At 73.9% G+C, this 26,034-nt stretch carries 21 protein-coding genes; 12 read left to right on the forward strand and 9 right to left on the reverse strand.

What is annotated here, in order from left to right; all coding sequences use genetic code 11:
• The first annotated feature begins 501 nt into the window (after positions 1-501).
• Positions 502-723 carry a hypothetical protein gene (locus ACGFXC_RS31390; RefSeq protein ID WP_393718270.1) on the forward strand — a complete coding sequence of 74 codons (222 nt, stop codon included), beginning with the start codon at positions 502-504 and terminating at the stop codon, positions 721-723.
• A gap of 656 nt (positions 724-1,379) precedes the next feature.
• On the opposite strand, the gene ACGFXC_RS31395 is transcribed toward ACGFXC_RS31390, so the two are convergent.
• Entirely contained in the window at positions 1,380-2,600 is a 1,221-nt protein-coding gene (locus ACGFXC_RS31395) for an acetyl-CoA acetyltransferase (RefSeq protein ID WP_393718271.1), read from the reverse strand.
• A gap of 220 nt (positions 2,601-2,820) precedes the next feature.
• Here ACGFXC_RS31395 and ACGFXC_RS31400 point away from each other — a divergent pair, with 220 nt between their 5' ends.
• Both ACGFXC_RS31400 and ACGFXC_RS31405 read left to right on the forward strand, forming a co-directional pair.
• Entirely contained in the window at positions 2,821-4,107 is a 1,287-nt protein-coding gene (locus ACGFXC_RS31400; protein ID WP_393718272.1) for an acyl-CoA dehydrogenase family protein, read from the forward strand.
• Positions 4,107-4,586 (forward strand): nitroreductase family deazaflavin-dependent oxidoreductase, encoded by a 480-nt coding sequence (locus ACGFXC_RS31405; RefSeq protein WP_393718273.1) that lies wholly within the window; start codon positions 4,107-4,109, stop codon positions 4,584-4,586. Before ACGFXC_RS31400 ends, ACGFXC_RS31405 begins: the two co-directional genes overlap by 1 nt.
• A 68-nt stretch (positions 4,587-4,654) precedes the next feature.
• Here the strand turns inward: ACGFXC_RS31405 and ACGFXC_RS31410 are convergent, their stop codons facing one another.
• Positions 4,655-5,302, reverse strand: coding sequence for a TetR family transcriptional regulator (locus ACGFXC_RS31410; protein ID WP_393718274.1), 648 nt, complete (start codon positions 5,300-5,302; stop codon positions 4,655-4,657).
• A gap of 338 nt (positions 5,303-5,640) precedes the next feature.
• Between ACGFXC_RS31410 and ACGFXC_RS31415 the strand changes: the two genes are divergently transcribed.
• The 3 genes from ACGFXC_RS31415 to ACGFXC_RS31425 all read left to right on the forward strand — a co-directional run bounded on the left by ACGFXC_RS31415 (position 5,641) and on the right by ACGFXC_RS31425 (position 9,698).
• Complete coding sequence (locus ACGFXC_RS31415) at positions 5,641-6,441, forward strand: VOC family protein (RefSeq protein ID WP_393718275.1); 801 nt, start codon at positions 5,641-5,643, stop codon at positions 6,439-6,441.
• 226 nt (positions 6,442-6,667) lie between these two features.
• The gene (locus tag ACGFXC_RS31420; protein ID WP_393718276.1) at positions 6,668-9,109 is read left to right on the forward strand and encodes a PQQ-binding-like beta-propeller repeat protein; all 2,442 of its coding nucleotides are present in this window, start codon (positions 6,668-6,670) and stop codon (positions 9,107-9,109) included.
• A 91-nt stretch (positions 9,110-9,200) separates the two neighbouring features.
• Entirely contained in the window at positions 9,201-9,698 is a 498-nt protein-coding gene (locus tag ACGFXC_RS31425) for a peptidylprolyl isomerase (protein ID WP_371677265.1), read from the forward strand.
• Between the two features lie 113 nt (positions 9,699-9,811).
• Here ACGFXC_RS31425 and ACGFXC_RS31430 read toward each other — a convergent pair whose 3' ends face one another.
• On the reverse strand, positions 9,812-10,255 hold the full coding sequence (locus ACGFXC_RS31430; protein WP_393718277.1) for an SRPBCC family protein: 444 nt from the start codon (positions 10,253-10,255) through the stop codon (positions 9,812-9,814).
• A 276-nt stretch (positions 10,256-10,531) separates the two neighbouring features.
• Here ACGFXC_RS31430 and ACGFXC_RS31435 point away from each other — a divergent pair, with 276 nt between their 5' ends.
• The gene (locus ACGFXC_RS31435; protein WP_393718278.1) at positions 10,532-11,173 is read left to right on the forward strand and encodes a hypothetical protein; all 642 of its coding nucleotides are present in this window, start codon (positions 10,532-10,534) and stop codon (positions 11,171-11,173) included.
• Here the strand turns inward: ACGFXC_RS31435 and ACGFXC_RS31440 are convergent, their stop codons facing one another.
• The 3 genes from ACGFXC_RS31440 to ACGFXC_RS31450 are packed head-to-tail and all read right to left on the reverse strand — an operon-like array spanning position 11,174 to position 13,594.
• A complete protein-coding gene (locus ACGFXC_RS31440) occupies positions 11,174-11,950 on the reverse strand; it encodes an enoyl-CoA hydratase/isomerase family protein (RefSeq protein ID WP_393718279.1) in 777 nt (258 codons plus the stop codon). It lies immediately after the preceding gene.
• On the reverse strand, positions 11,947-12,405 hold the full coding sequence (locus ACGFXC_RS31445) for a Zn-ribbon domain-containing OB-fold protein (protein ID WP_393718280.1): 459 nt from the start codon (positions 12,403-12,405) through the stop codon (positions 11,947-11,949). Before ACGFXC_RS31445 ends, ACGFXC_RS31440 begins: the two co-directional genes overlap by 4 nt.
• A 37-nt stretch (positions 12,406-12,442) precedes the next feature.
• Positions 12,443-13,594, reverse strand: a complete 1,152-nt coding sequence (locus tag ACGFXC_RS31450; protein WP_393718281.1) for a lipid-transfer protein — start codon at positions 13,592-13,594, stop codon at positions 12,443-12,445.
• 99 nt (positions 13,595-13,693) lie between these two features.
• Here ACGFXC_RS31450 and ACGFXC_RS31455 point away from each other — a divergent pair, with 99 nt between their 5' ends.
• Positions 13,694-15,493 carry a fatty acid--CoA ligase family protein gene (locus tag ACGFXC_RS31455; RefSeq protein WP_393718282.1) on the forward strand — a complete coding sequence of 600 codons (1,800 nt, stop codon included), beginning with the start codon at positions 13,694-13,696 and terminating at the stop codon, positions 15,491-15,493.
• 100 nt (positions 15,494-15,593) lie between these two features.
• Positions 15,594-17,555, forward strand: coding sequence for an exo-alpha-sialidase (locus ACGFXC_RS31460; RefSeq protein WP_393718283.1), 1,962 nt, complete (start codon positions 15,594-15,596; stop codon positions 17,553-17,555).
• On the opposite strand, the gene ACGFXC_RS31465 is transcribed toward ACGFXC_RS31460, so the two are convergent.
• The 3 genes from ACGFXC_RS31465 to ACGFXC_RS31475 all read right to left on the reverse strand — a co-directional run bounded on the left by ACGFXC_RS31465 (position 17,556) and on the right by ACGFXC_RS31475 (position 22,203).
• Positions 17,556-18,341 (reverse strand): class I SAM-dependent DNA methyltransferase, encoded by a 786-nt coding sequence (locus tag ACGFXC_RS31465; RefSeq protein ID WP_393718284.1) that lies wholly within the window; start codon positions 18,339-18,341, stop codon positions 17,556-17,558.
• Between the two features lie 417 nt (positions 18,342-18,758).
• Positions 18,759-18,959, reverse strand: a complete 201-nt coding sequence (locus tag ACGFXC_RS31470; protein ID WP_393718285.1) for a hypothetical protein — start codon at positions 18,957-18,959, stop codon at positions 18,759-18,761.
• 184 nt (positions 18,960-19,143) lie between these two features.
• Entirely contained in the window at positions 19,144-22,203 is a 3,060-nt protein-coding gene (locus ACGFXC_RS31475) for a BTAD domain-containing putative transcriptional regulator (protein ID WP_393718286.1), read from the reverse strand.
• Between the two features lie 155 nt (positions 22,204-22,358).
• On the opposite strand from ACGFXC_RS31475, the gene ACGFXC_RS31480 reads away from it, so the two are divergent.
• From ACGFXC_RS31480 to ACGFXC_RS31490, 3 genes are all read left to right on the forward strand, one after another.
• Positions 22,359-23,579 (forward strand): amidohydrolase family protein, encoded by a 1,221-nt coding sequence (locus ACGFXC_RS31480; protein ID WP_393718287.1) that lies wholly within the window; start codon positions 22,359-22,361, stop codon positions 23,577-23,579.
• Positions 23,580-24,083: 504 nt separating this feature from the next.
• Positions 24,084-24,539 (forward strand): GNAT family N-acetyltransferase, encoded by a 456-nt coding sequence (locus tag ACGFXC_RS31485; protein WP_393718288.1) that lies wholly within the window; start codon positions 24,084-24,086, stop codon positions 24,537-24,539.
• A gap of 106 nt (positions 24,540-24,645) precedes the next feature.
• Positions 24,646-25,788, forward strand: a complete 1,143-nt coding sequence (locus ACGFXC_RS31490; protein WP_393718289.1) for a serine hydrolase domain-containing protein — start codon at positions 24,646-24,648, stop codon at positions 25,786-25,788.
• The last annotated feature ends 246 nt before the right edge of the window (positions 25,789-26,034 follow it).

The raw sequence follows: 26,034 nt of genomic DNA on the forward strand, positions 1-26,034 counted from the left end.
TCCCGTCCCTCCTCCGCGTGCTCGTGCGCGGCGGCGGCCGGGCGGCGGGCGGGGGGGGGGGGGGGGGGGGGGGCCCAGACCACCCGAAACAGCGACCAGGACAGCCAACCGGCACCTCAGACGCGTCAGATCGCTACGCGCTTCGCCCGGCTTAGCGACTGCGGCCCGTCTGTGGCCGTACATAAGCCGCCCACGGCCATCAGTTGCCTGCGTGGTCACGCGTCTGCGGCTTGGTGGAGCGAGAGGGCGACGGGCGTGGCATCGGGTGGACTGGCACGGTTGGTCGGATGCCCGGCAAAACAGCGACGACCTTATTTCTGCGGGTGGAATTGCCTGGGGCCGTGCCCCTCCACAGTGGTCGACTGGGCCTGCCGCAGGGCGCTGCCCCCGCAACGGCGGACTACCCCGCCGCCGATGCACAGCGCCTCCCCTTCCTGGCCCCTCGGTGGTCCGGGAAGGCGCGGCGGGACATGTCGAGCAGAACGAAAGGCAAGAGCCAGCATGAAGCAGAAGAGCATTTTGGTTGCCGGTGCCATGGCCGTGGCCGGTGGCGTCATCCTCGCGGCCGTGGCCACCAGCCAGGCGTCCGCGGCGGACGGCGGACGGTCCGGTTCCACCCCCGCCCCGCAGGCAACCGTGGCCTTCGGCACCCAGCTGTCCGACTCCAACCTCGTGACGCCGCTCGGCGAGTGGGGCGTGGGCCGCCGTAACCCGCGCGCCTGACGGACCTGACACGGTCCGCCGTTCCCTGTCTGCTGCGCGCGGCTCGCCACCCCTCGCGAGCCGCGCGCAGCGAGACGTCGCAATGGTCCGGCTTGACGGCTGACCGGCCCCCGGTGGACGGCGATCGTCCCCGGACAGCAGGAAAAGCCACGCCCGTCGCCCTCTCACTCCACCAAGCACCACGTCAAGTGCTCCACCAGGCCGCAGACGCCTGACCACACCGGCGACTGGCGGCCTTGGGCGGCTTATGTACGGCCCCAGACGGGCCGCAGTCGCCAAGCCGGGCGAAGCGCGTAGCGATCTGACGCGCCCGACCTGCCGGTTGGCTGTCCTGGTCGCTGTTTGGGGTGGTCTGGCCGCCCGGGCGGGGATCGCCGCGCGCACGGCCCGGATGCCCGGTTGGGCCGGGCGGGGAGGGGTCGAGGGTCCCTGACGGGGTCGCTCCTCCCCTTGTCCTGCCCGTGAACGTTCTTTTGGGGGTTTCCCGGCAGTCTTCGTTTTTCCGTGGCGGGACGGTCGGTCAAGGGTGGCCGAAGGCCATCGCGAAGCGACGCGACGAAGGAGCGCCCTTGAGGGACCGTCCCGACGCGGAAGGACGATGAGACGGACGGGAGACCACCAAACCCTCCCTGACACGGGGCACGGGGACTCCGTCCCTACTCCCGCCCCAGCAGGACCGTTCCCGAGGAGCAGAACCAGCCTCCCGTGCCCGAGGCCAGGGCCACCCGGGGAGGGTGGCCGCCCGGCTTGAGGACCTGGCCCGGGCCGGCTTCGCCGCGGAGTTGGCGTACGGCCTCCACCAGCAGGAACAGTCCCCGCATCCCGGGGTGGCAGGCCGACAGGCCGCCGCCGTCCGTGTTGACGGGGAGTTCGCCCTCCCGCAGCAGGCGGCCCTTCTCCACGAAGGCCCCGCCCTCGCCCTTGGCGCAGAACCCGAGGTCCTCCAGGGTCACCAGGGTCATGTAGGTGAAGGCGTCGTAGATCTCGGCGAAGTCGACGTCCGCCGGGGTCAGGCCTGCCCGTTCGAAGGCCAGGCGGCCCGATACCGCCGCCGGGGAGACGGTGAAGTCCTCCCACTCCGACATCGTGGTGTGCGAGACGGACGTTCCCGAGCCCAGCACCCACACCGGTGCCTTCGCCGTGTCCGGTACGTAGTCCTCCGCCGCCAGCAGCACCGCGCAGCCGCCGTCCGAGCGGATGCAGCAGTGCAGCTTCGTGAACGGGTCGGCGATCATCTCGGAGCCCAGGACCTCGTCCACGGTCAGCGGGGTGCGGAACATCGCGTCGGGGTTCGTGGCCGCGTTGGCCCGGGCCTGGACGGCCACGGAGGCGAGCTGTTCCAGGGTCGTGCCGTACTCGTGCATGTGGCGGCGCGCGGCCATCGCGTACTTGGAGATCAGCGTGTGGCCGTACGGGACCTCGAACTGGAGCGGTCCGCGCGCTCCGAAGGAGAGGTTCGAGGTGCGGCGGCGTGCCTTGATGTCGGCCCGGGCGGTCGATCCGTAGACGAGCAGGACGGCGTTGGCGTGGCCCGCCGCGATGGCGTCGGCCGCGTGGGCGGCCATGACCTCCCACGTCGAGCCGCCGACCGAGGTGGAGTCAACCCAGGTGGGCCGCAGTCCCAGGTACTCGGCGACCTCCACCGGGGCGAGGGTGCCGAGTCCCGCCGAGGCGAAGCCGTCGATGACGGAGCGCTCCAGGCCGGAGTCGGCCAGGGCCCGGCGGGCGGCCTGGGCGTGCAGGGCGTAGGGGGTCGGGCCGTCGACGCGGCCGCAGTCGGAGAGGGCGACGCCGACCACCGCGACGCGGCGGCGCGGGCGGGACTCGGGTGCGCGGGACAGGGGGCCGCGGGCGGGTCCGGAAGTGGGTCCAGGCATGAGGGGACGGTACAACTGACGCACCGTCAGGTGCTAGACGGCGACCGGCCGCTCCTGCACCCGCCGCCTGACCCCGTCTCCCGCCCGGCCCCGCCTCCCGCCCGGCCCCGCCTCCTGCCCGGCCCCGCCTCCCGGCCGACGCCGCACCGTCCGCCCCCTGTGCTTCTCGTCCCGCCCGCCCTAACATGACGGCCCGTCAGATACGGGGAGGAGCCCGACGATGGATGCCGCCTTCACCGCGGAGCAGGACGAGATGCGCCGCACCCTGCGCGAGATCCTGGGCAAACGCTGCGGTCCGGACGAGGTCAAGGCCGCCGCCCGCACCGCCACCGGACACGACCTCGAACTGTGGCGCCGCCTCGCCGGGCAGCTCGGGCTGCCCGGCATCGCCATCGCCGAGGAGTACGGCGGCGTCGGCTGCGCCCCCGCCGACCTGGCGCTGGCCTGCGAGGAGACCGGGCGCGTCCTGCTGCCCTCGCCCCTGCTGGCCACCGCCGTGCTCGCCGCCCCGCTGATCGCCGCCCTCGGAACCCCCGGCCAGCGGGCGGACCTGCTGCCCCCGCTGGCGGCCGGGGAGCTGACGGCGGCGCTCGCCGTGCCCGGGCCCGCCCTGGCGACCGCCCTCGGGCTGACCGGCGAGAACGCCCCCGGCGACTGGGCCGGCGGGGGCCGGGCGGGCGGGGTGCAGGCCCGCGCCGCGGCCCCGGCGGACGCCGCCGGAGCCCCGGCCCCCGGCCCCGGCTGGCGGCTCTACGGGGAGGTGGCCCAGGTGCTCGACGGCCACGCCGCCGGTCTGCTCCTCGTCGCCGCCCACACCGGCGGCTTCGCCCGCAGCCGCACGCTGCTGTTCCTCGTACGGGGCGACGCACCGGGCCTCGTCCGGACCCGGCAGCCCACCCTCGATGAGACCCGCCCGCAGGGCCGCGTACAACTGCGCGACGTCCCGGCGGAGTTGCTCGGCACCCAGGAAGGTTCCGCCGGGTCCGCCGGGTCCGCCGGATCCGCCGGGTCCGCAGGTTCCGCCGGGGCCTCCTGGCCCGATCCGCTGCCCGCCCTCGCCGCCACCGGCCGGACCGCCGCCGCCGTCCTCGCCGCCGAGGCGGTCGGCGCGGCCGACCGCGCGCTGGCCCGCACCGTGGAGTACGTGCGCGAGCGGGAGCAGTTCGGCCGGGCCATCGGCTCCTTCCAGGCGGTCAAGCACCGCCTCGCCGACCTCTACGTACACGTCCAGGCGGCCCGCTCGGCCGCCTATTACGCCGCCTGGGACCCCGGCCAGGGCCCCCTCGCCCTGGCCCAGGCCCTGGAGGCCCTGCGGATCACCGCGGGGGAGGCCGTCCAGCTGCACGGCGGCATCGGCTTCACCTGGGAGCACGAGGCCCACCTGTACTTCAAGCGGGCGGCCGCCGACGAGCTGCTCTTCGGCCCCGTCCACCGGCTCCGCGCGCACGCCGCGCAGCGGTCCGGGCTGTTCACCCCGACCTCCGGCAACGAGAAGGTGGCCGTCTGATGGCTGTGCACCTCGGCGTGAAGCTGATGCAGAAGGTCTCCTCGACCATGCTGTTCGCCAGGATCGCCCCGCACTTCATTCCCGCCATGGACAAGGCGGTGCACCGCCTGAGCAGGGGGAAGGTCCTGCTCAGCGCGCGGATGCTGCCCGGGGTGATCCTCACGGCCAAGGGTGCGAAGACGGGCGAGCCGCGGACCACCCCGCTCGCCTGCATGCCGGAGGACGGAGGCGAGAGCTGGCTGCTCATCGGCTCGAACTTCGGCCGCCCCGGCCACCCGGCCTGGACCGGGAACCTGCTGAAGAACCCGGACGCGGACGTGAACTGGCAGGGACGGGACATCGCCGTACGGGCCCGGCTGCTGGCCGGGGAGGAGCGCGCGGCGGCGTGGCGGGCGGTGCTGGGGTTCTGGCCGCCGTACGCGGCGTACCAGGCGCGCATCGAGCGCGAGATCAGGCTGTTCCGCCTGGAGCGACGCTGATCGCAGGCGGGTGACGCCCGGGGCCGGGGCAAGGCCGGCGGACCCTCACCCCCGGTGAGGGTCCACCGTCACTTGGTCGGCTTCTTCCCGGTGATGCCCAGGTGCACGAGCAGGGCCAGGTTCGGGCGGAGTTCGGCCTGCTTGACGCCCCAGGTCTGGAAGCCCTTCTGGTGCGAGGCCACCGCGGCGAGCATCGCGACCAGGGAACCGGCCATCGCCGCCGGGCTGAGGTCCTTGTCGACCTTGCCCTTGGCCTGGAGCTCCTTCATCGACTCCGTCAGGGAGTTGGTGACGGAGTTCAGGATCTTCATGCGGATCTTGTAGAACCGCTTGTCGCCCTCGGCCGCGCCCAGGTCGACCACCCGCAGGATGGCGTCGTTGCGCCGCCAGAACTCAAGGAATCCCTCGACGAGTTCCTCGGCGGCGGCCCAGCCGGCCTTGCCGACCCAGTTGCGGCCCTCGACGAGCGACGTCAACTGGGCGCCCTCCGTGGCCATGTGCTCGGCGATCTCCAGGACGGCGCCTTCGACGTCCGGGAAGTACTGGTAGAAGGTCGCGGGGGAGGTACCGGCCTTGCGGGCGACATCGATCACTTTGACGTCGCGGTACGGCGAGGAGCTGAGCATCTCGCTGAGGCAGTCGAGCAGCTTCTGCCGCGTCGCCTGACCGCGCCGGCCGGCGACACGCCCGTCGACGGTGCGTACTTGTCCTGTCATGCCGTCAGCTTACCGAGGGGGGATGGGCGCGCTATTCGGCCGCCTGCAAATGGGGTTACGCACCCGCCGACCTGGGGGGACGGGGCGTGCGGTGCGCGGCGGACGGCGAATTCCGGCCGCGGGGCAACGGGCCCGCACCGACGGCGCGCCGCGATCCGCGCCGGGGCCCGCGCCCGCGCTCCCGTCCGCGGACCCGCCCGCCCGTCCCGTCCGGGCCCACCCGTATCGTGGCGTATCCCCCGAATAGTCTTATCAACAGGCTGTGGACAAGTTTTCGGGCGGATCATGTCTGAAACGCACGAAAACAGCACGAACCCGAACGGAAGGGAACCCGTCCCATGGCCGGATTCGTGGAGGGCTCGCCCTGCTGGGTCGACGCCTCGCTGCCCGACGTCGAGGCCGGCAAGCGCTTCTACGGAGAGCTCTTCGGGTGGACCTTCCCCGACAGCGCGGGCCCCGAGTACGGCCACTACACCCAGGCGTACAGCCGCGGCCGCAACATCGCCGCCCTCGCCCCCAAGCCCGACGGCCGGATGCCCACCGTGTGGGGCGTGTACCTGTACACCAACGACGCCTACGCCTGCGCCCAGCGCATCCGCGCGGCCGGCGGCCAGATGGTCATGGACCCGCAGCCCGTCGGCCCCTACGGCACCGCCGCGATGGCCGCCGACCCCGGCGGGGCCGTCTTCGGGCTCTGGCAGCCCGGCACCCACCACGGCTTCGACGCCCAGCAGGAGCCGTACACGTACTGCTGGTCCGAGGTCTACACCCGGGCCCGGGAAGCCGTCGACGCCTTCTACGCCAAGGTCTTCGGCTACGTCCCCGAAGACCAGGACGACCCCGAGACCGGCATCGCCTACCGCGTCTGGTCCCCGCCCGGCACGGCCCCCGGCTCCGACACCGCCGTCCTCGGCCGCACCCTGATCACCGACGCGTTCCCGGAGATCATGCCGGCCCACTTCCTCGCCTACTTCGCCGTCCCCGACTGCGACCAGAGCGTGGCCACCGTCCAGCGCCTCGGCGGGCGCGTCACCGCCGACCCGTTCGACACGCCGTACGGGCGGATCGCGGTCGTCGCGGACAACCAGGGAGCCGTCTTCGGACTGCTTTCGGAGCCCCGTGTGAAGACCGGTACGTGAAACGGGCACGGGAGCCGGGGCCGGACCAGGCGCGGGCCTGACAGAATCGACGTGCGCGACCGCGGGCCCGCCCGCGGTGCACGCTGCACGGAACGGGGGACGGACGCCGCAGGGTCCGGCCGCCGTGCCGCCGTGCGCGCCGGCTGCGTGCCGGTGGCGCGCACGGCGGAGTGCCGGTAGGAGCAGCGGGTCCGGCAGGGGCCCGTACGGGGAGGTGTGGAGGCGAGTGGTGGAGCAGCTGACGCAGCACGACCCGAGACGGATCGGCCCCTTCGAGGTGCTGGGACGGCTCGGCGCCGGCGGCATGGGGCTGGTCTATCTCGCACGGTCGGCATCGGGGCGACGGGTCGCGATCAAGACGGTGCGCACCGAGCTCGCCGAGGACCAGCTGTTCCGGGTGCGCTTCACCCGGGAGGTGGAGGCGGCGCGTGCCGTCTCCGGGTTCTACACGGCCGCCGTCGTGGACGCCGATCCGCGCGCCGCCGTGCCGTGGCTGGCGACCGCGTACGTTCCGGCGCCCTCGCTGGAGGAGATCATCAACGAGTGCGGGCCGATGCCCGCCCAGGCGGTGCGCTGGCTCGCGGCGGGCATCGCCGAGGCGCTGCAGTCGATCCACGGCGCCGGCCTGGTCCACCGCGACCTGAAGCCGTCCAACGTGCTCGTCGTCGAGGACGGCCCGCGCGTGATCGACTTCGGCATCGCGAGCGGGGTCTCCAACACCCGTCTGACCATGACGAACGTCGCCGTCGGCACGCCCGCGTACATGTCGCCCGAGCAGGCGAAGGACTCGCGCAGCGTCAAGGGCGCCAGTGACGTCTTCTCGCTCGGCTCGACGCTGGTCTTCGCCGCGACCGGGCATCCGCCGTACCACGGGGCCAACCCGGTGGAGACGGTGTTCATGCTGCTGCGCGAGGGTCCCAACCTGGAGGGGCTGCCCGAGGAGCTGCGGCCGCTCATCGACTCCTGCATGCAGATGGACGCCACCCAGCGGCCGACCCCCGCCGACCTGCAGGCGCAGCTGGCGCCGCACCTCTTCGAGGGCGGGGACGAGAGCGGTACGGCCTCCGCGTGGCTGCCGGAGCGGGCCGTCGCGATGATCGAGGCCCGCCGGGCGGGTCACCGTACGGCCGCCGTCGCGCCCGTCGTCGCGCCCCGGCCGCACGCCGGCCCCCGCTCGGGTCCGGTCTCCGGGCCGGCGGGGCCCGCTGCCGGGCCCGCCACGCACCGCCGTCCGCGCGGCGCCGCCGACCCGTGGGCCGACCCGCGCACCGGGCAGGCCGCTCCGCCGCGCCCGGACCGCCCGCCGGTGGCCGCGGTGGCGGCGCTGTCCGCCGCCCCGGGCGCGCCCGTGCGGATCGGGTCCTCGCCGGTGCCGATCGGGCCGGGGCCGCGCGCCGCGGCTCCGGCCGCGGCCGGGCACGCCGTCGCCGACGCGGCGGCGACGGGCTGGGTGCGGCCGCCCCTGGGCAGCGTGGCGGCGGCTCCGGCGCCGGTCTCCTCGTCCTCCGTACCGGCGCCCGGTCCGGCTCCGGACAGCGGGCGCTGGCGGCCGTGGCGCTTCCGCATGTCCAACGAGGTCTGGGGCACTCCGACCGTCGCGGGCGACCTGCTGTACGTCACCTCCTTCGAGGTGCACGCCCTGGACGTCGGCAGCGGCCGCCGCCAGTTCAAGACGCGGGACGTCGCCTGGTCCATGGCCGTCGCCGACGGCCGCATCCACGCCTCCGACGGCCCCTCCCTCTACGCGCTGGACGCCACCGACGGCGCGGAGCGGTGGCGGCTGTCCACCGACGCCTGGGTGTACGCCCTGCGCGCGGGGCGGGGCACGGTCATCACCGCCACGCGCGGTGGCGGCGTACAGGGCTGGGAGGCGTCGAACGGCCAGAAGCTGTGGGAGCTGTCCGGGGCCCAGTCGGACTTCGAGACGCCGGAGGCGGCCCCCGTCCTGCACGACGGCACCGTGTACGTGTGGCAGGACGCCCGGCTGCGCGCGCTCGACGCCCGCTCCGGCCAGGAGGCCTGGTCCTACCCGGTCGGCGACGCGGCCTCCTGCGGCAACGTCCCGGTCCGCGTCACGCCCGCCCCCGACGGCAACGTCTACATCAGCGCCGGGACCCGTGTCCTGTCGGTGGACCGGGCCTCCGGGCGGGTCCGCTGGCACTTCGAGGCCCCGGCGGTCTTCCTGGCGCCCCCGGCGTTCGCCCCCGGCCCGGCGGTGACCGGCGGCGGGGTCTACCTCGCCGACTACCTGGGGACGGTCTACGCCCTGGACGCCGCCACCGGCAAGGACCGCTGGCGCATCGCCACCGAGCCGCGCCCGGCGTCGGACGCGGTGCTGGTGGCGGGCGGCAACGTCCACCTGGGCGCGGGCAGCGCGCTGTACACCCTGGATGCGGTCACCGGCACCCCGAAGTGGCGGTTCGCGGCGGGCGGCGAGATCACCGGCTCCCCGGCGGTCGCGGACGGCCGGGTCCACTTCGGCTCCGCCGACCACTGCCTGTACACCCTGGACGCGGCGGGCGGCCAGCTGCGCTGGAAACTGGCCACGGGCGGGGAGATCACCGGAGCGCCGGTGGCGGAGGCGGGGGTGGTCTACGCGTGCAGCAAGGACCGCTGCGTCTACGCCCTGGACGCGGCGAAGGGGACGGGCACCCGTACGGCCTCCTGACCTCGGGCCGGGTCGCCCCGCGCGGTGCGCGCGGGGCGACCCGGCCCCCCTCCGGGTAGCGCACGGCACCAGGAGTGACAGGATGGGGCCCATGAGCAACGTCTTCTTCGACATCAACATCAACGGCGCTCCGGCCGGCCGCATCGTCTTCAACCTGTTCGACGATGTCGTCCCGCAGACCGCGCGCAACTTCCGCGAGCTGGCCACCGGCCAGAACGGCTTCGGCTACGCCGGCTCCGGCTTCCACCGCGTCATCCCGCAGTTCATGCTCCAGGGTGGCGACTTCACCAACCACAACGGCACCGGTGGCAAGAGCATCTACGGCGAGAAGTTCGCGGACGAGAACTTCAACCTGAAGCACGACCGCCCGTACCTGCTGTCGATGGCGAACGCCGGCCGCAACACCAACGGCTCGCAGTTCTTCATCACCACCGTCGTCACCCCGTGGCTCGACGGCAAGCACGTCGTCTTCGGCGAGGTCGTCGAGGGCCAGGCCCTGGTCGACCAGATCGAGGCCCTGGGCTCCCAGTCCGGCGCCCCCAAGGGCAAGGTCGAGATCGCCGCCTCCGGCGTCGTCGACGCCGCCTGACCCACCCCTGCAAGGCCGTGCGGCCCCGCCCCCACCAGGGGACCGGGGCCGCCGCCACACCCGGCCCCGGGTGGTGGGGGCCGGCCGTGGCGACGGCCGGTGTGGCCCGGGGCTCAGGGGGTGGCGCGGGCCGATTCGACGCGGGTGCGGAGGGCTTCGTTCATCGCGGTGAAGTTGCGCGCCGTGCCGTCCAGGAGCTTGCCGAGGAAGGGGACCAGCAGCCCGCGGAAGCGTTCGCCGTGTTCCAGGCGGGTGGTGCGGCCCGGGCCCTCGGCGAGGCGGAAGTAGTGCTCGCCGTCGAAGAGCCCGCGGACCAGGAAGCGGCCGATCCAGCGGAACTCGACGGCGGGGGTGACCACCAGGACGGTCGGCCGGAAGACGGTCGGCTTGCCCGACTCCGGGTACATGACCAGGTGCAGCCGGGAGCCGGGCACCGGGTCGCCGGAGGCCTCCCGGATGAACGGGTTCCACGTGCAGTACCGGGGCAGGTCGGTCAGCGTCGCCCAGACTTCTTCGGGCGTCGCGTCGATGGTGATTTCGGTGGCGATGGTGCGCACTGGTGCCGTGCTCCTCGTGATGGGTCGGTGCTCACCGAAGGGACGCGGGGGTTGCGGCTGCCGCCGGGTTCGGGTGTCGGGATGGAACCACGGTTCGCCGGGCCGGGGGCGGGCCGGTGGGGCGTCTTCGCTGGTGGCGGAGAGAGTGGAGGGGGCGAGTCCGTTTGTGGGGTGGCGTATGCGGATACGTCGGGCGGGGCCCGTGAGACGCCCCCGCCCCGGTGGCGGCCGGCTTGGTAGCGTGCCCGCCATCGGCCACGGGGAGGGGTTCACGTCATGTTCGCGGGACGGGGGAGGAGCCGGGTCAGGTTCGGCGCGGTGCTGGTGGGCGTCGTGCTGGCGCTGACCGGGTTCTCGACGGGCGGTGGGAGCAGCGGCAAGGGCGACGGCGGCGGCCACGGGTGTTCCAGTTCCAAGAGTTCCAAGAGTTCCGGCAGTTCCAAGACTTCCGGCGGTTCCGGGGGTGCCGGGAGCTCCACCCGCGGTACGGGCGGCGGTACGGCCACCGCCTCGCCGACGGCCACCCCGCGCGCGGCCACCGCCCGCGTGACCTCCTGCGGTGACGCCTCCCGGCCCTCCGCCACCGTCGAGGTGACCTCCCTGCTCGACCGGAAGGCGACCTTCCTGGTCTCCCTGTCCCGGCGGGCGGCGGGCGGGGCCCTCATCGAGACGGCCACCGGGACGGTGACCCTGGACGCGCGCGCCACCGGTACGGCCGCCGTCGCGATGGCCGAGCCCGCCCGGGCCGGTGAGGTCGCGGACTGCCGGCTCGACGGCGTGCGCGAGGCCCCGGGCACCGCCTCGCCCGACTCCGGTGACCGGACCCCGGGGCCCACCCCCAAGCCCACCCTCAAGCCCGCCCCCAAGGACCCCAAGGCCACCCGGCCCGGCCCCAAGGCCACCCGGCCCCGCCGCTGATCAGCGCAGGCGGAACTCCGCGCCCGGGCGGCGGGCGCCGAACAGCTCCGCCTGTCGGCCGGGCGCCAGGTTGCCCAGCGCGATCAGGGCCGGGGCCTGGGACAGGGCCTGCTGGAGCGCCGCCTGCTTCGCCGACCACAGGGCCCGTACGGTGCCCTGCACCGCCTCCGTCGGAAAGCCCGCCAGGGTCCGCGCCGACCGCAGGGCCGCCTCCAGCAGTTCCCCGGGCCCGGCCAGCTCGGAGACCAGGCCGGTCTCGTACGCCCGCTGCGCCGAGAGCCGCTCCGCCGTCCCCATCAGGGACATCCGGGCGACCTCCCCGAAGGGCATCCGCTGCGCCATGTAGACCGCTTCGTAGGCGCTGACCATGCCGTACGTCGTGTGCGGGTCGAAGAACGTCGCCGACGAGGACGCGACGATGAACTCGGCTTCCCCCAGGAGGTAGAACGCCCCGCCGCACGCCATGCCGTTGACGGCGGCGATCACCGGCTTCCACAGATCGTTGGCCTTGGGGCCGATCGCGACGAGCGGATCGTCCACCGAGTACGGGGACGCGGGCTGCGCCACCTCCACCCCCCGGTCGATGCCGGTGCAGAACGCGGCCCGGCCCGCGCCCGTCAGCACCACCGCGCGCACGCTGTCGTCGAAGCGCAACTCCCGCCATGCCGAAGCCAGTTCGGCGGCCGTCGCGAGGTCGATCGCGTTGTGGCGGCGCTCCCGGTCCAGGGTGAGGACCGCGACCCCTGCGGCCCCGTCCCGTTCCACCCGCAGCGTCACGCCTTCTCCAGGATCCAGCGCGGCACGCTCATCCCGCCGGTCTCGGTGAAGACCACCTGGACCCGGGCGCCGATCCGCAGCCGGGCCGGGTCCACCGAGTCCAGCGGGGCGTCGGCGGAGATGACCAGGTTGCCCGCGAGCCGGATCAGCGGATCCTCGACGAGCTCCACGAGGATCACGTTGTACGGGGCCTGCGCGGCGTACGCGGGCAGCAGCGGCGGGTGCGGCCGGACGTAGGACCAGATCCGGCCCCGCCCGCTCATCGGGCGCCACTCGCTGTCGAAGGACTGGCAGTGCGGGCAGCAGGGGCGGGGCGGGAAGCGCAGCCGGCCGCAGTCGGCGCAGGCCTGGATCCGCAGTTCGCCGCGGGCGGCGTACTCCCAGAAGGGGGCGCCGTCGTCGTCGGGGACGGGCAGGAGCAGCCCCTCGGCGGGTGCGGTCGTCGGCGTGGTCATCTTCGGCTCCTCGGGTCCGTGGGGCGCATCGGGCGCGTCAGGCGCGCAGCAGGATCGCGGACGTGGGGACGCCCTCGCCCGCCGTCACCAGGCAGGTCGCGGCGTCCGGCACCTGGGCGGTGGAGACGCCGCGCAGCTGCTTGACGCCCTCGTTGATCAGGTTGAAGCCGTGGACGTAGGCCTCGCTGAGCCCGCCGCCGCCGGTGTTGATCGGGAGCCGGCCGCCCATCTCCAGGGCCCCGCCCTCGGTGAAGGCGGCGCCCTCGCCGCGCCCGCAGAAGCCGTAGCCCTCCAGGGAGAGGGGGATCAGCGGGGTGAAGGCGTCGTAGATCTGGGCGACGTCCACGTCCTGCGGGCCGAAGTCGGCCTGCTTCCACAGGTGCCGGGCGGCGGTCCAGGCGGGGCCGGAGAGGGGGTCGTCGTTCCAGTAGTTGACCATGCCGTGGTGCTGGGCGGGCAGGCCCTGGGCGACGGAGTGCACGTAGACGGGCTTCTGGCGGCAGTCGCGGGCCCGTTCGGCGGAGACGATCACGCAGGCCAGGGCGCCGTCCGTCTCCAGGCAGTTGTCGAAGAGGCAGAGCGGCTCGCTGATCATGCGGGAGGTCATGTACATCTCGCGGGTGAGCGGGCGCTCGTACATCATGGCGGCCGGGTTCTCGTTGGCCCGGTTGCGGCAGGCCATCGCGACGTTGAAGAGGTGGTCGCGGGTGGCCCCGTACTCGTGCATGTAGCGGCGGGCCAGCATGCCGATCTCGTCGGCGGGACGCAGCAGCCCGAAGGGGCGGGTCCACTGGCCGGGGGTGGGCAGCTGGACGGCGGTGTTCTTCCAGGGGCGGGGGCCGGAGCCGCGCTTGCGGGAGCGCCAGGCGACGCCGACGGTGGCCTGGCCGGTGGCGACGGCCGAGGCGAGGTGCCCGACGGTGGCGCAGGAGCCGCCGCCGCCGTACCCGACCTTGGAGAAGAAGGTGACGTCGCCGGCGCCGATGGCCTTGGCGACCTCGACCTCGTCGGTCTCCTCCATGGTGTAGGAGGCGAAGGCGTCGACCTCGGCGGGCGCGATGCCGGCGTCGGTGAGTGCCGCGAGGATGGCGCGGCAGGCCAATTCCTTTTCGGATGCGGGCAGTTGTTTGGCAAAGGGGGTCTGGCCGATGCCGACGATTGCCGTAGCGTCCTTGAGCGTTGCCGCCATCGCCACCTCCGGGGGTGCGGTCGCCAGTGCTGACAGCCGCGAAGGCTACAGCTAATCTGACGGATAGTCAGCTACTGGGATCGCGGTGAGGGGCGGGCGATGGCGGAAGTCGCGGGCACGGAGGGTTTCGACCGGGGCGAACGGTACGAACAGGACGGGCGTGACACCCAGGCCGGGCCGGACACCCAGGCCGGGCCCGACGCCCAGGCCGGGCCGGACGGCGCCGATCCCCGCGGGGACCTGCGGTGGGGCACCATCGCCGCCCTGGTCCGGGACGCCGCCGAGCGCTACGGCGACCGCGAGGCCGTGGTCGACGGGCGGGTCCGGCTCGACTACGCCCAGCTCGGCGAGCGCGTCGAGCGGGCCGCCGCCGCCTGCCTCGCCGCCGGGGTCGAGCCCGGTGACCGGGTCGCCGTCTGGGCGCCCAACACCCTGGAGTGGATCGTCTGCGCCCTCGGCGCCGTCAGCGCGGGCGCGGTGCTCGTCCCGCTCAACACCCGCTTCAAGGGCGCGGAGGCCGCGTACGTCCTGCGGCGCAGCCGCGCCCGCCTGCTGTTCGTCACCGGCACCTTCCTCGGAACCTCCTACGTGGCCTCCCTGCGCCGCGCCACCGCCGAAGCCGACGCCCCCGAAGCCGACGCCCCCGACACCGCCGCGCCCGACACCGCCGCCCGCGGGCCGCTGCCCGGGCTGCCGCACCTGGAGCAGGTGGTGGTCCTCGCCGACGACGCCCCGGAGGACTTCCGCACCTGGAAGGACTTCCTCGCGGGCGGCGACACCGTCCCCGCCGCGGCCGTCCGGGCCCGGGCCGGGGCGATCGGTCCCGACGACCCCTCGGACATCGTCTTCACCTCCGGCACCACCGGCAGCCCCAAGGGCGCCGTCCTCACCCACGCCCAGACCCTGCGCTGCTACGCCGTGTGGAGCGAACTCGCCGGACTGCGCGAGGGCGACCGCTACCTGATCGTGAACCCCTTCTTCCACACCTTCGGCTACAAGGCCGGGATCATCGCCTGCCTGATGCGCGGCGCCACGATGGTCCCGCAGCCCGTCTTCAACGTGGACACCGTCCTCGCCAACATCGCCGCCGAGCGGATCTCCGTGCTCCCCGGGCCGCCCACCCTGCACCAGTCCCTCCTGGACCACCCCCAGCGCGACCACCACGACCTCTCCGCCCTGCGCCTGGTCGTCACCGGCGCGGCCGTGGTCCCCCTCCAGCTCGTCGAACGGCTCCGCGCCGAACTGCGCATCGCCACCGTCTTGACCGCGTACGGGCTCTCCGAGGCGAGCGGCATCGTCACCATGTGCCGGCGCGGCGACCCGGCCGAAGTGGTCTCCGAGACCTCGGGACGCGCCATCCCCGGCACCCGGCTGCGCATCACCGGCCCCGAGGGCGACGAGCGGCCCGACGGCACGCCCGGCGAGGTGTGGGTCCGCGGCCACCACGTGATGCGGGGCTACTTCGAGGACCCGGAGGGCACCGCCCGCGCCATCACCCCCGACGGCTGGCTGCGCACCGGCGACGTCGGCGTCCTCGACGGCGACGGCAACCTCCGCATCACCGACCGGATCAAGGACATGTTCATCGTCGGCGGCTTCAACGCCTACCCTGCCGAGATCGAGCAGCTCCTCGGCCTCCACCCCGACATCGCCGACGTCGCCGTGATCGGCATCCCAGACCCCCGGCTCGGGGAGGTGGGCAAGGCGTACGCGGTGCGGCGCCCCGGCTCCGTCCTCACCGCCGACGACCTGATCGCCTGGTCGCGCCGCGAGATGGCCAACTACAAGGTGCCCCGGTCGGTGGAGTTCGTCACCGCCCTCCCGCGCAACGCCGGCGGGAAGGTGCTCAAGACCGAACTGCGCGCCCGCCGCCGCTCCGCCGGCCCCTCCGGGGACTGACGGCCGGGATCACGTCCCCGCCGTGTCACCCCGGGCCGGCGTACCCGCGGGGGGCCGCCCGGGGCGGTGGGGGTGATCGTCGGCGCGTTAGCCTGCACGGGTGAGCTCGAACCAGCCGGTTGTCCGAATTCCCGGGGGTACCCGGGCCCGGCTCTGGGCGGCGGCCGGGGCCGGGGCCGCCCTCGTCGTGGTCCTGCTCCTCGCCCTGCTCCCCGACGGGCCCCCCGGGGCGGACGGCGCGGGCGGCGGCGACGGCCGGGACGGGGGCGGCCGGCCCGGGCTGACGGCCGCCGTGTCGGCCCCGTTCAGCGCCTTCACCGAGGGCTACGACTGCTACCGCATCCCCACCCTCACCACCACCAAGGACGGCACCCTGCTGGCCATCGCCGAGGCCCGCACCGCCAGTTGCAACGACATCGGCGACATCGACCTCGTCATGAAGCGCTCCACCGACGAGGGCCGCACCTGGGGCCCCATGGAAGTCGTCCGGGGAGCCGGCGACCCCGGTGCCTACGGCAACCCCGCTCCCGTCGTCGACTCCGCCTCCGGCCGCATCTCCCTCCTCTACGCCTACAGCACCTGGGCCCCCGACGCCGCCGGCAACCGGGTCCGAGGCCCCCGCGAACTGCGCCTGGCGCACAGCACCGACGACGGCGCCCACTGGAGCGCCGAACCCAATCCGCAGCCGCAGCTCAAGGGCGCCGACTGGGCCTGGGTCTCCGTCGGCCCCGGCCACGGCATCCAGCTGACCCCGACCCGCCCCGACCGCCCGGGCCGGCTCGTCGTCGGCGCCGACTACCGCACCGAGTCCAACGAATCCGGCGCCCAGCTCCTCTACAGCGACGACGGCGGCCTCACCTGGCTGGCCGGCGCCCGCTGGGGCGCCCCCGAGGGCACCCCCGCACCCAACGAGCCCGCCCTCACGCAGCTCCCCGACGGCCGGATCTACGTCAACGCCCGCTCCACCGCCACCTGCGGGACCGCCGACCACCGGGTCGCCGCCCTCGTCGACGACGCCGCCGCACCCGCCTTCCCGGCGCCCGGCTTCGCCCCCGTCACCGGCCTCACCGCCCCGCCCGCCTCCGGCTCCCTGCTCCAGCTGCCCGCCGCCGGCCCCCTCCTGCTGTCGGCGCCCAGCCGCCCCGGCGCCGAGTTCTCCGACCGCTGGACCCTGGCCGTGCGCACCTCGGCGGACGGCGGCCGCACCTGGTCCAAGGACGGCGCCGTCGTCCTGCGCGAACGCGCGGGCTACTCGGACATGGCCGTCCTGCCCGGCGGCCGCGTCGGCATGCTCTACGAGACCGCCAACGGCACCCCGCACGGCTACATCAAGTTCACCGCCTTCGGCCCGCACGAGCTGCGGGAGGCCGCCGAGGACCTCACCCCCCGCTACACCCCCGACGCCACGCCCCACCACAACGACGCCGTGGTCCACGGCGCGCCCCGGCCCGGCAACCGGCCGGGCGGCGGCAAGAGCATGCGCTTCGACGGCAAGGACGACTTCCTGCGCCTGATCGACTGCCCGGACTCGCTGCGCCTGGGCGACGGGGACTTCGCCGTCGCCACCTGGGTCAAGTACAAGACCCGGGGCCAGGACCGGGAGAGCGGTCTGCGCCAGCCCCTGGTGTGGGCGTACGGACAGGGCCCCGATGCCCGGCAGTTCCGCGTCGAGGCCGATCCGCAGACCGGCCGCCTGGTGGCCACCGTCAACGCCGGACCGGGGCCGGGACCGGTGTCCGTGACCGCCCCGGACCGCACCGACGACGACGCCTGGCACCACGTGGTCTTCCAGCGCCGGGGCGGCCTGCTCGCCCTGTCGGTGGACGGCGGCCGGGCCGCCACCGCCCCGCTCGGGCCCGGGCGGGCCGACTTCCGGCCCACCGGCGCCTTCACCGTCCACCTCGGCACGCAGCCCGACTACAAGGCCTTCTACGCGGGCGCGCTGGACGACGTACGGATCTACGGGCGCGCGCTGTCCGGCAACGACATGGCCCGGCTGCGCGACGGCGGCGACCTCACCGACCAGGAGCGGGTCCGGCTCACCTTCGACCGGACCGGCTGATCAGACGGCTGCTGCTCCCGCGCCCGCCGCCGCGCCCGTGGCGTGGGCGGTGGCACCGGCCGGGCCGGGCTTGCGGGCGAGCAGCAGCCGCCAGCGCGGGCTGCCGTCCTCGCGGTACCCGAAGTGCTCCAGCGGGGCCGTCTCCACGGCGAAGCCCGCAGCCGTCAGGTCCGCGCGGACCGGGCCCAGCGGGAAGGTGCGGTAGTACATGACGAAGGGCGGCCGCCACACGGCGTTGCGCACCCGCATCGCCGCGTCGAAGCCGGCCACCGCCCACCACAGCGGCGAGGCCGCCGGGATCGGGGCGCCCACGGGGAAGGCGAAGACCCCGCCGGGCCGCAGCGCGCGGTGCACGCCCGCGAAGAGGGCGGGCCGCTCGGCCGGCAGGAAGTGCCCGAAGGCCCCGAAGCTCACCGCGAGGTCGTAGGCGTCCGTGAACGTCCCGGGCAGCGCCAGCGCGTCGGCCCGTACGAGGTCCACCCCGGCGGGGCCGCGCCGGGCGGCCTGCGCCAGCATGCCCGCGCTGAGGTCGGTCCCGGTGACCCGGTCCCGGCACAGCCGGCGCAGCATCGGCAGGCCCGCGCCGGTGCCGCAGCACAGGTCCAGTCCGTCGCCGAAGGAGCCCTCCCGCCCGGCCAGGGTCTCCTCGACGGCGTCGAGCATCCGGTCGGGGGTGCGGAAGGGGGTCTCGTCGAACTTCGGGGCGAGCAGGTCGTAGCCCCGCTCGACGGAGGTGAGGGCCTGGACGGCCAGTTCGCGCAGGTTTGGGCCCTGGGAGGTGAACACGGGGTCAGCGTAGCCACCGCGGGGCCGCGCGGAGCGCCGGTCGGGACCTTCGGACCCTGCGGATCTCCGAGGCCCCCACCACCACCCCGGCGGCCCGCACCGGCCCGTCCGGGTCCGGACGCGGGCGCGCGGCGGCCGCGGTGGTCCCCCTCCTGGCCACCGCGGCCGCCGTTCCCGTACGTCCCCCGTACGTCCCCCGTCGTGCTCCCCCGTACGTACGTCCCCCGTACGTTTCCCCCCGTACGTTCCTGCGGGGTTCGTCCCCCGTGCGCATCCCCGTCGTCCCGCGAGCGGTTCCCCCGTACGTTCCCCCGTACGTCCGCTCGCGGTCCCCCGTGCGCACCGCTCCCCGCAGGCCCCCCGTACGTTTCCCCCGTACGTTTCCCCCGTGCTCCGTACCGCCGGAACGGGCCCTGGTTACGGGCGCGTTCCCGACGCGTGGTTGTCCAGCGTCACGATTTCCTCGCCAGAGGCGTGGTTGTCGAGCGGCTTCTCGCCCGGCTTCTTCGGGGCCGGCGGGTCGAGCGGATCCAGCGGATTGATGTCGGCGCCCGAAGCGTGGTTGTCGAGCGGTCTGATGTCCCCGTCGAGCGGCAGGCTGTTCTCGTTCGTCGTCATCGGATCTCCTGATGGATGAGTCGGTCCCGTTCGGCGATTCCCCCGAGGACCGCCGAACGGGTAGTCCTCCAGCCGGCCCGGTTGCCCCCCGACGCACCGGGTCGATGCACCTATCGTCGCGCGTGGCGATAAACGAACGATGAACGCGCCCGTCCATCGGCTCCGGGCCCGTGATCGGACCCGGTCAGGCGGCCAGTTCGGAGGCCAGCAGGGCCCGCACTTCGGCCAGTTCGGCCGAGCCCAGCTGGGCGAAGACGCCCTCCGCGTCCCGCCAGCAGGCCCGCGCCCGGTCCGGCTGGCCGAGCCCGCGCAGCGCCTTGCCGAGCACGGTCAGCACCGTCGCCCGCCGCCACTCGCCGCCGATCCCGCGCAGCGCGATGGCCTGCTCGGCGTGTTTGGCGGCCAGGGTCGGCCGCCGGGCGGCGAGGTGGGCCTCGGCGAGCCGGAAGTGCGTCACGCCCTCCCACAGGGGCTGGCGGTTCTCGTGGAACAGCGACAGCGCCTCGGCGAGCTCGGTGAGCGCCTCGCGCAGCCGTCCGGCCTGGGTCAGCGCGATGCCCAGCGCGTACCGGCCGTTGGCCAGGCGCAGGGTCAGGCCCATCCGGTCGTAGATGGCGATGCCCTGCTGGGCCAGGTCGATGGCGGAGGACAGGCGGCCCAGTTCGACGTGGATGCGGGAGAGGTTGCACAGGGCGCTGGCCTCGCCGACGAGGTTGGCGTCGGCCCGGAAGTTCTCGATGGCTTCCAGCAGGTGGCGCTCGCCGTCGCGGTGGCGGCCCTGGTAGAGGGCGATGATCCCGCGGTCGTTGGGCGCCCAGCAGCTGGGCAGCGGGTCGCCGGCCTCGTGGGCCAGGTCCATGGCCTGGCGGGCCTCGTCGTCGGCGTCGGCGAAGCGGCCCGCGACCAGGTGGACGATGGTCGCCGTGATCCGGGCGCGGCCCTCGGCGCGCGGGTCCCGCGCGGCCTGCGCGGCTTCGCGCAGGGTCAGGGCGGCGGACTCGTACTGCTTGGAGTTCGCTCCGGACTCGGCCAGGTCCTTCGCCGCCCACAGCAGGTCCACGGCCCGGCGCAGCCCGGGGGGCCGGCCGGCGGCCTGGCGTACGCAGGCCAGCAGCGGGTCGGCCTCGGCGAACAGCCAGTCGAGGGCGGCGCGGGCCTCGGTCAGGACCAGTCCGGGGTGGCGGGTGGCCGACAGGTGGGCGGGCAGCCGGTCGCCGGGGCGTTCCAGCGCGTACACGCGGGAGGCGGTGGCGAGGTAGAAGTCGAGGAGCCGGTCGAGGGCGTCCTCGCGGCCGGCCGGGGGCTGCTCGTCGCGTTCGGCGCAGGCGCGGGCGTAGAGGCGTACGAGGTCGTGGAAGCGGTAGCGGCCGGGGGCGGCCGACTCCAGCAGGGAGCAGTCGACTAAAGCCTCCAGGAGGTCTTCGGTGTCGTGCTCGGCCAGGTCGAGGACGGCGGCCGCGGCGGCCAGGGAGATGTCGGGGCCGTCGGCGAGGCCGAGGAGGCGGAAGGCGCGCTGCTGGGCGGGTTCGAGCTGGCCGTAGCCGAGCTCGAAGGTGGCCTTGACGGCGAGGTCGCCGGCCTGGAGCTCGTCGAGGCGGCGGCGCCCGTCGGCGAGTTTGGCGGCGAGGACGGAGACGGTCCAGGTCCGGCGGGCGGCGAGCCGGGAGGCGGCGATGCGGATGGCGAGCGGCAGGAAGCCGCAGGCGCCGACCACGTCGAGGGCGGCCTGGCGTTCGGCGCCGACGCGTTCGGCGCCGACGATGCGGGTGAACAGCTGCAGGGCCTCATCGGGGCTCATCACGTCGAGGTCGACGAGATGGGCCCCGGCGAGGCCCGACATGCGGACCCGGCTGGTGACGAGGGCGGCGCAGCCCGCGGTGCCGGGCAGCAGCGGGCGGACCTGGGCGGCGTCGCGGGCGTTGTCGAGGAGGACCAGGACGCGGCGGCCGTCGAGGACGGTGCGGTAGAGGGCGGCCCGGTCGGCGGCGGAGTCGGGGATGGCGCTGTCGGGGGTGCCGAGGGCGCGCAGGAAGGAGCCGAGGACGGCCTCGGGGAGCGCCGGGCGGGGGTCGGTGCCCTGGAGGTCGACGTAGAGCTGGCCGTCGGGGAAGTGCGGGCGGGCGGCGTGCGCGACGTGCACGGCGAGGGTGGTCTTGCCGACGCCGCCTATGCCGGCGAGCGCGGAGACGGCCATGACCTGGCCCTCGGCGGTCGAGAGGATGTCGCCGAGTTCGCTGACGAAGGGGCTGCGGCCGGTGAAGTCGGGGACGGTGGCGGGCAATTGCGCTGGCCTCACGAGTACGGGTGCCGCCGCCGGGGCGGGGTCTTCGGCGCGGGCCAGTTCGGCGTCCGCGTTGAGGATGCGCTGCTGGAGCGCGGAGAGTTCGGGCCGGGGGTCGACGCCGAGTTCACCGGCGAGCAGGCGGCGGGTGTCGGCGTAGACGGCGAGTGCCTCGGCCTGGCGGCCGCTGCGGTACAGGGCCAGCATCAGCAGTTCGCGCAGCCGCTCGCGCAGGGGGTGGGCGGCGGTGAGGGCGGTGAGTTCGGAGACGGCCTCGGCGTGGTGGCCGACCTCCAGGTCGAGGTCGAGGCGGGTCTCCAGCAGCTGGAGGCGCCATTCGGCGAGCCGGGTCCGCTCGGTGTCGGCGTGCGGGCCGGGGACTCCGGCGAGGGGTTCGCCGTCCCAGAGGTCCAGGGCGCGGGCGAGCAGCGTACGGGCCAGGGCGCGGTCCCCGGCGGTGCGGGCGGCATCGGCGTCGGCGGCGAGGCTGCGGGCGATGCCGAGGTCCAGGGCCTCCTGGTGGCGCAGCCGGACCGCGTAGCCGCCGGCGTCGCTGACGAGCAGCCCGGGGTCGAGGACCTTGCGCAGCCGGGAGGCGTACGTACGGATGGTGGCCAGGGCCTGTGGGGGCGGGTCCTCGCCCCAGATGGCGTCGATCAGCTCGGGGGCGGTCGCGGTGCGGCCGTCGCGCAGCAGCAGCACGGCGAGCAGGGCGCGCTGCTGGGGGCTGCCGGAGGGCAGGGCCTCGGCGCCGCGCCAGGCGCGGATGGGGCCGAGGACGGCGAACCGGTTGTCGGCGGGGGAGGGTTCGGCCGCCGGACCGGGGCGCAGGGCGCTCTCGGGGGGTACGGGGCTCTCGGGGTGTGCCGGGGGTACGGGGGATGCGGGCACGTCGGCGGAGTTCCGGGACCGGGCTGCCTCGGGGTGGTTCCGCTGGTGCGGGATGGCCGGTATGCCGTCCATCTGTCGTCCCCCCTGCCTTCCGTCGGTTTAAGGGTCAGTCTGCCCTGTCTTGCACGTACACGTCAGCCCGCAGCGGAGGGAGCCGCTCCCCGTTCTGCGGGCGACTGTGCGCCAGATAGCTGACGGTTCGTCAGATCGGCGCTACGGTAGAACGCATGGAGACCTTCCCGAAGATCATCTCGGTGGACGATCACACGGTCGAGCCCCCTCACGTCTGGCGGGACCGGCTCCCGTCCAAATACCGCGACACCGGCCCCCGGATCGTCCGCGCTCCCCTGAAGGAAATGACCTTCCTCGGCGGCAAGTTCGCCCCCGTCATGGGGGCGAAGGGCGACGACGGCCCGATCGGCGACTGGTGGGTGTACGAGGACCTGCACCGTCCGCTCACCCGGCTCGACACGGCCGTGGGGTACGACCGCGACGAGATCAAACTGGAAGTCATCACCTACGAGCAGATGCGCCCGGGATCCTTCTCGGTTCCCGACCGGCTCGCCGACATGGACGTCAACCACGTCCAGTCCGCCCTCTGCTTCCCCACCTTCCCGCGCTTTTGCGGACAGACCTTCACCGAGGCCAAGGACCGCGAGCTCGGCCTGCTCGGCGTACGGGCGTACAACGACTGGATGGTGGAGGAGTGGTGCGGCCCCGCAGCCCGCGGCCGCCTCATCCCCCTCACCCTCGTCCCGCTGTGGGACGCCCGGCTCGCCGCCGCCGAGGTCCGCCGCAACGCGGCCCGCGGGGTGCGCGCGGTCGCCTTCTCCGAGATACCGCCGCACCTGGGCCTGCCGTCCGTCCACACCGACGAGTGGGACCCGTTCCTCCGGGCGTGCGACGAGACCGGCACGGTCATCGCCATGCACATCGGCTCCTCCTCGCGCATGCCCTCCACCTCGGCCGACGCCCCGCCGGCCGTCGGCTCGACCATCACCTTCGCCAACTGCTGCTTCTCGATGGTCGACTGGCTGATGAGCGGCAAGTTCGAACGCTTCCCGAACCTCAAGATCATGTACGCGGAGGGCCAGATCGGCTGGATCCCCTACATCCTGGAACGCGCGAACGTGGTGTGGGAGGAGAACCGCGCCTGGGGCGGGGTCGCGGACAAGGTCCACCGGCCGCCGTCGGAACTCTTCGCCGAGCACGTCTTCGGCTGCTTCTTCGACGACCCCTTCGGCCTGCGGAACCTGGACGCGATCGGCGTCGGGAACGTCCTCTACGAGACGGACTACCCCCACTCGGACTCCACCTGGCCGAAGTCCCGGGAGGTGGGCGAGGGCCAGATGGGCCACCTGTCCCCGGACGTGGTCGACCGCATCGTCCGCGGCAACGCGATCGACCTGCTGGGCCTGACCCCGGAGGGCCTCTGGGCGGGGGCGTAAGGGGGGGGCTGCGGGGGAACCCCGGCGGGATGCCCCCCGGCCGGTCTCGCGGAACGGCCGGGGGTTTCCCGTCAGTCCACTGTCCTTCCGTGCCGGGCCGGCCCGTCAAGGGCGCTCCTTCGTCGCGTCGCTTCGCGATGGCCTTCGGCCACCCTTGACCGGCCGTCCCGTCCCGGAACGCCAAAGACTGCCGGGAAGCCCCCGAAGGAACGGTCTGGTCTGCACGGACGAGGAGCGGCCCCGTCAGAGACGACGATCCGCGGCTACGGACAGGAACGGCCACCCTCCGGCCCTCTCGCAGCCCCGTTCCGGGCCGGGCGGGGACTTCCCCACATCTACGGCCAACCAGAACAGCCAACGGGCCCACCCACGCATCAGATCGCTGCCCGCTTCGCTCGGCTCAGCGACCGCGGGCCGTCCGTGGCCGATCGGACACTCGCCCCTCCGTGCGTGGCAGACTCCTCGAACACGTAGCGTCAGGTGGCCTGGAGAGGGACGAGCAGGGTGAAGATCGCGGTAGACGACCTCTCCGGCCCCGAGATCGCGGCCTTCCTCTCCGCGCACGTCCAGCAGATGCGGTCCATCTCCCCTCCGGAGAGCAAACACGCCCTCGACCTCGACGCCCTGCGCGAGCCCGCGATCACGTTCTGGTCGGTGCGGGAGGGCGGCACCGTACTGGGCTGCGGTGCGCTCAAGAGGCTCGACGCGGGCCACGCGGAGCTGAAGTCGATGCGCACTTCCCCGGCCCGCAAGAGAAGCGGGATCGCGTCTTTCCTGCTGGGGCACATCCTCACCGAGGCCACGCGCACGGGCTTCACGAGGCTGAGCCTGGAGACCGGCACGGCCGAATTCTTCCTGCCGGCCAGGAAGCTGTACGAGAAGTTCGGCTTCACCACGTGCGAGCCGTTCGCCGACTACCTGCCCGACCCGCTCAGCACCTTCATGACGAAGACGCTCTGAGGGGGACAACCCCCGCTTCCATCCGGGCGCCAGCGGGATGGGCGCCCGCAGCGGCGCCCGGCACGCTGGGCGGGCAGGAGACGGGAACCAGGAGCGGGAGCAGTCGGTGAAGGTACGTACGGGGGCAGTGGCACTGCTGGCGGGGATGTGCATGGTGGCGGTCCCGGGGTTCTTCCCCGCGGCCGCGGCCGCGGCGGAGCGGGACGGACTCAAGGCGGCCATCGACCAGACGGTCGCGGACGGGTTCCCCGGCGTCGTGGCCTACGCCAGGCAGGGAGAGCGGGAATCGCGCATGGCGGCCGGCCTCGCGGACACCGCGACCGGCGAGCGGGCCCGGCCGGACCACCGGTTCCGGATCGCCAGCAACACCAAGTCGTTCGTGTCGACGGTGCTCCTCCAACTGGAGGGGGAAGGAAGGCTTTCGCTCGACGACAGCGTGGAGAAGTGGCTGCCCGGCACGTTCCGGGGAAAGGGCAGGAGCATCACCGTCCGGCACCTGCTCAACCACACCTCGGGCATCTACGACCCCACCAATGAGCCGGAGTTCTTCGCTCCCTACCTGGAGCGCCACGAGTGGGACTACGTGTACACACCCCGGCAGGTGGTCGCCCGGGCCGTCCGGCACGTCCGGCCGTTCGACCCGGGCGAAGGATGGCAGTACTCCAACACCAACTACCTGCTCGCCGGCCTGGTGATCGAGGCGGTCACGCACCACGGCGCGCCCACCGAAATCCAGCGGCGGATCCTCACCCCGCTCGGCCTCAAGGACACCTCCTTCCCGCTGACCGATCCGGACGTGCACGGCCCCCATCTGCACGGATACGACCTCGCCGGGCGCGACATCACCCGGTTCAGCCCGTCGTACGACTGGACCGCCGGTGCCATGATCTCCACGGTCGACGATCTGGCCCGCTTCCACCGGGCCCTCTTCGCGGGCACGCTGCTGCGCCCCGCCCAGCAGCGAGAACTCCTCACCACGGTGGAGTCCGACGGGGCCGCGCACGGACTGGGGGTGCAGCGCGTGGACGTGCCGTGCGGCCCGGGACCGGACGCCAGGAAGGTCAGCACCTGGGAAACCGACGGCGCCGGACCCGGTTTCACCAGCGTGTCCCTCACCACCACGGACGGTCAACGACAGCTGGTCCTGGCCGCCAACGTCTACGACCTCGCCGCGGAACTGAAGCAGCAACGCCCCGTGCCGCAGGGCAGTGGACTGGCGAAGGTGCCCGCGGCAGCCCTGTGCGGCTGATTCGGCCACGGACGGCCCGCGGTCGCTGAGCCGAGCGAAGCGGGCAGCGATCTGATGCGTGGGTGGGCCCGTTGGCTGTTCTGGTTGGCCGTAGATGTGGGGAAGTCCACGCCCGGCCCGGAACGGGGCTGCGAGTGGGCCGGAGGGTGGCCGTTCCTGTCCGTGGCCGCGGATCGTCGTCTCTGACGGGCCCGCTCCTCGTCCGTGCAGACCAGACCGTTCCTTCGGGGGCTTCCCGGCAGTCTT

Source organism: Streptomyces sp. NPDC048507, from assembly GCF_043199995.1.
GTDB lineage: Bacteria > Actinomycetota > Actinomycetes > Streptomycetales > Streptomycetaceae > Streptomyces.